The following is a 5,175-nucleotide window of genomic DNA, read 5'->3' as shown; positions in this document are numbered from 1 at the left end:
AATAATGGTCAAAATATTTGGATTTTAACATAGAAAGCGAATCTTACGAATGACGACTGAGAGAAACACCGTCGGTGTTTATTATCTCACGAATGACAACTGAGAGGAATACCGTCGGTGTTTCATATGATATGCATTCGTGAGATTCCAAACGCCAGGGGCGTTTCACATATCTGCATTCGGTAGATTACCTCCCGTTGGTCGGTGGGTCAACGACAAATCTCGTGAGATTCGTGTTCTAAAAAAGGCACTGCGAAGCCTCACCAAGCGAAGAAACGCTCGCTGATCATTAAGTTACAGGCTGTTGAGGAGCGGGGCCTTGCCGTCCTGGATGAGCTTGCAGACGAGCTCGCCGAAGAGGGTGTTCTGCCAGGCGAACCATGGGCGCGTGTAGTGGGTGGCGTCGTCCTTGTGGAACGACTCGTGGATGAAGCCCGTGCCGGCGTCGGTGGCCAGCAGGGCGCGCATGCACCAGCGTATCTCGTCGTCGGAGGTGGCGGTGAAGCACTTCATCATGATCGACATGGGCCACGGCATGTCGTAGCCGATATGCGGACCACCGATGCCCTCGCCTGCCTTGCCACGGAAGAAGCAGGGGTTGTCGTCGCTCCACACGAAGCGTCGCGTGTTCTGGTAGATGGGGTCGGCGGGGTCCACATCGCCCATGTAGCCCATGCCGAGGAGCGACGGCACGTTGGCGTCGTCCATGAGGAGCTGGTTGCCGAAGCCGTCGACCTCATAGGCGTAGATCTTGCCATACTTGGGGTGGTCGTAGACGGCGTAGGTCTGCAGCGCCGCCTTCACCTCGGCCGCCAGGTCGCTGCACTGCCGTGCGCGAGAGCGCAGGGTGTCGGCCTTGGCGCCGTCGGCCTTCTGGGCGCAATGGCGCAGGATCTCGGCGGCCTTGTTCATGGCCGACACCGCCATGAAGTTGGACGGCACGAGGAACGGCAGGATGGTGGCGTCGTCGGACGGCCGGAACATGGAGGCGATGAGGCCCACGGGCTTCACGGGCGCCCCATAGCCATCCCACCCCACGGTGTCGAAGGCGCGGTCGGTCATGCGTGTGAAGTGGTAAGCCTTGCGTGTGGTCTTGCGCTGCTGCTCGTGGAAGGTGGCGAGGATGTTGCCGATGGCGTCGATCCAGTCGTCGGCAAACACGGTGTCGTCGCCCGTGACCTTCCAATAGTGGTAGGCCAGACGGATGGGATAGCAGTAGGAGTCGATCTCATACTTGCGTTCGAACACCTCGGGCCTCATCTTGGTGCCATCCTTCTGCCACCCCGCGCCGGTGGGCCCATCGTTGTAGGCGTTGGCGTAGCGGTCGATGTTGATGCACTTCATCTGTCGGAGGATGACGCCGCGCAGCATGCGGCGCAGGCGCTCGTCTTGGTTGGCGAGCGCCACATAGGGGTAGACCTGCGCGCCCGAGTCGCGCAGCCACATGGCGGGAATGTCGCCGGTATAGACGAAGGTGTCGTCGTCGCCATTGGGCAGCTGTCGGTAATGGACGGTGCTCTCGAGGGTGTTGGGGAAGCAGTTGGCGAACATCCATGCGAGCTTGGGGTTGTGGCGCAGCACCTTCTGCACCTCGCGTATCTTCTTCTCCACGGCAGGCGAGGTGAAGAGGCGGGAGGCGACGGGTGGGCGTTTCGATGTGTACTGTCCGTCGACGGGCGTCACCACCTGGGTGTAGCGCGCGTGGATGTCGACCGTGGCGTTCTCTTGCGCCGCGGCGGTGGTGGCGGCGGCGAGGAGGGCAATGGTAAAAAGGGTTTGTCTCATGGGATAAATGATTGGTTACATAATGATGTGGGTGGGCAGAGGGCAACGAACACGGGACGATCGGGGCTCGGCAATTTTTTAAGAACACGAGACTCGGCGAAGCCCAACGAGCAACAGGAGGTAATGACGTACGAAGCATCACTGGCCGATGCACACGCTCGCTATTTTTTAAAGAACACGAATCTCACGAATCTATCGAATGACGGCTGAGAGGAAACACCGTCGGTGTTTATTATCTCACGAATGACGTGCGAAAGTCAAAGCACACGTCCCGAAGGGACAGAAGTTCATAGCCCAGCGGCAAGCGAAGCGACGCCCTGGGCTAAGGAGATCATTGGGCTTTCAGCCCGTCTCGTTTGCCTTTTGACACACCTGGGGCTATGCGCTACCTTGGCTTTCAGCCCGCTTCGTTTGCCTTTATTGCGCTTTGTGCGAGCGGTTAGGGGCGATCGGCGGGGCGGGTGCCCCAGTTGGAGGGTTGGCTGCCCATTTGCAGTTCGAGCACGCCGCCGCGCATGATGTCGTCGTAGAAGAGGTACGACTTGGTGTAGCGGCGTCCGTTGAGCTTGGCCCCCTGCACATAGATGTTCTCAGCGCTGTTGTTGAGGGTCCTTATAGAGAAGCTCTTGCCGTGGGGGAGCTTTAGCGTGGCCTCGTCGAAGAGCGGCGACCCGATGATGTAGCGTCCGCCCGCCGGCTCCACCTGGTAGATGCCCATGGCCGAGAGGATGTACCATGCCGACATCTGCCCCACGTCCTCGTTGCCACAGAGGCCGTCGGGATCGTCGCGATAGAGCTCCGTCATGGTCTGGCGCAGCAGGCGGGCGCCCTTCCACGGCTGCCCCACATAATGATAGAGGTAGAGCACATGGTGGCTGGGCTCGTTGCCGTGGGCATACTGCCCGATGAGGCCGGTGATGTCGGGCGAGGCGTTGGCCCCGAGGTCGCCCGTGACGACGAAGAGCGAGTCGAGCTTCGTGGTGAAGGCGCGCTCGCCGCCAAAGAGCTTCACCAGTCCGCGCACATCGTGGGGCACGAGCCAGGTGTACTGCCACGCGTTGCCCTCGGTGTAGTCGTCCATGCGGTGGTCGGCCGAGAAGGGATTGAACGGCACGCGGAACAGCCCCTTGCTGTCGACGCCGCGCATGAAGGTGGTCTGCGGGTCGAAATACTTGCGGTAGGACAGGGCGCGCTGCGCGAAGTAGCGTGCGTCGGCCTTCTTGCCCAAGAGGCGCGCCACCTTCGCCACACACCAGTCGGCCAAGGCATACTCCAGGCCCTTGGCCACCGTCTCGCGGCTCTCCTCCTTGTCGCAGGGCAGGTAGCCATACTGCTTGAGCAGGTTGAGGCCGCGCTCATCGGCCAGCGCCGACTGCCTCATGGCCTCGTAGGCACCCTCGCGGTCGGCCACATGGCCCTTGAGCACCATGTCGGCGAGGACGGGAATGGCGGGGTTGCCCACCATGCAGTTGGTCTCGCAGCCCATGAGGTGCCACACGGGCAGCTTGCCCTGCTCGCGGTAGATATGGATGAAGGTCTCGGCCATGTCGGACAGGCGGTCGGTGTGGATGAGCGTCATGAGCGGATGGGCGGCGCGGTAGGTGTCCCAGAGCGAGAGCGTGGTGTAGTTGGTGAAGGAGCCGTGGTGCACCTCGCCATCGGCGCCACGGTAGTAGTCATTGACATCGGAGAAGACCGAGGGCGCCGTCATGGTGTGGTAGAGGGCGGTGTAGAAGATGCGGCGCTGCGTGAGGTTGGAGGTCTTGATGGTGACCCTGCCCAACGCCTCGTTCCACGCCTTGTCGGCGAGGGCCACCTGGTTGTGGAAGTCCCATCCGGGCAGCTCGGCCTTGCGGTTGGCCTCGGCGTTGTCGACGCTGACAGCCGACAGTCCGACCTTCACCAGAAGCGGCTGCGACACATCGGAGGCGGTGATGAGCCATCGGCCGCTGTCCATCGGCTCAACAGTGACGGGCTGCGAGAACTCGGCGGCGAAGAACACCTTCTGATTGTTGGCCCATCCCTTGGAGAAGCGGTGGCCGGCGAGCGAGGTGGCGGTGACGCGCTCCACGCCGTACTGGGTGGCCTTGTCCCACCCGATGCCCTGTGCGAGGTCGAGCAGGAGCATGGCGCGATGGGTGTCGGCGCCGAAGGTGTAACGGTGGAAGCCGGCGCGCTGCGTGGCGGTGAGCTCCACCCACACGTTGGGCTGCTGGAGCTTCACGGCGTAGTAGCCGGGGCGCACGGTCTCGTTGGCGTGGTGGAAGAGGGCGCTGCGCTGCTGGGCGTTGGCCACGGGCAGGAAGGCGATGTCTCCGAGGTCGCCGACGCCGGTGCCGCTGAGGTGCTGGTGTCCGAAGCCGATGAGGACGGAGTCGGAGGCGTGGTAGCCGGAGCACCAGTCCCAACCTCGTGTGGGCTCGGTGGGGCCGAGCTGCACGTAGCCGAAGGGCACGTTGGCGCCGAGGAACACGTGGCCGTGGCCGCCAGTGCCGATGCGTGGGTTGACGTATTGGGTGAGGGAGGATGGCTCAGGTTGGGCGAGTTGGGATGGTTGGCCGGGCTGGACTGATTGGCCGTAGCCGACCAGGGTGCCGGCGAGGGCTATCCATAGGGTTGCGATACGATGCTTCATGGTTTGTAGGTTTAGGCGGTGGGGATGTGGCATGATGGGCGTCCGTCCCCGCATTGCGGTAATTGGTCGTAAAAGTATAAATAAATAGCGAAACGGACAAGGATTCGCGTAAATAATCGTTCAGGGATGATAAAACCACACCAAGCGACGCAAACTCTCGCTTATTCTTAAAGAACACGAGACTCGGCGAAGCCCCACCGACCAACGGGAGGTAATGACGTACGAAGCACCACTGGCCGATGCACACGCTCGCTATTTTTTAAAGAACACGAATCTCGCGAATCTTACGAATGACGACTGAGAGGAAACACCGTCGGTGTTTATTATCTCACGAATGACAACTGAGAGAAAATGCCATCACTGTATAATAGGATATGCATTACCTTCCTTCGGTCGGTGGGTCTACGCACGTCATTACCTCCCTGTGGTCAGTGGGGCTACGCCGAGTCTCGTGAGATTCGTGTTCTAAAAAAAAGCACTGCGAAGCCCCACCGGCCAACGGGAGGTAATGATATGTGAAGCCCAATGACCAACAGGCGTCGTTTATCCTGCGATCATTTATCCTAACAAACTATACATCAATCTACACTGTTTTTTCGTTCGACCTCTCATCCGTCTCCAAATACGCCATTCTTGTGCGTTTTTGTAATCTACTTATTATCAAACACTTACCGTGTATTGACGTTTTGACGGCTTCCATCTGTCTTAAACGGATTTAGCTTGTCATGTTTTCCACCCCTTAAATTATCTGAAGA

The 5,175-nt window shown here is 60.0% G+C and carries 2 protein-coding genes; both read right to left on the bottom strand.

What is annotated here, in order from left to right:
* Positions 1-294 precede the first annotated feature (294 nt).
* Complete coding sequence (locus WKK33_RS11040) at positions 295-1,785, bottom strand: glycoside hydrolase family 125 protein (RefSeq protein WP_337933870.1); 1,491 nt, start codon at positions 1,783-1,785, stop codon at positions 295-297.
* A 439-nt stretch (positions 1,786-2,224) separates the two neighbouring features.
* A complete protein-coding gene (locus WKK33_RS11035; protein WP_337933867.1) occupies positions 2,225-4,420 on the bottom strand; it encodes a GH92 family glycosyl hydrolase in 2,196 nt (731 codons plus the stop codon).
* Between the last annotated feature and the right edge of the window lie 755 nt (positions 4,421-5,175).

Source organism: Hallella sp. (genome assembly GCF_037460745.1).
Taxonomy (GTDB): domain Bacteria; phylum Bacteroidota; class Bacteroidia; order Bacteroidales; family Bacteroidaceae; genus Prevotella; species Prevotella faecis.
This window is presented reverse-complemented; position numbering and strand designations above follow the sequence as displayed.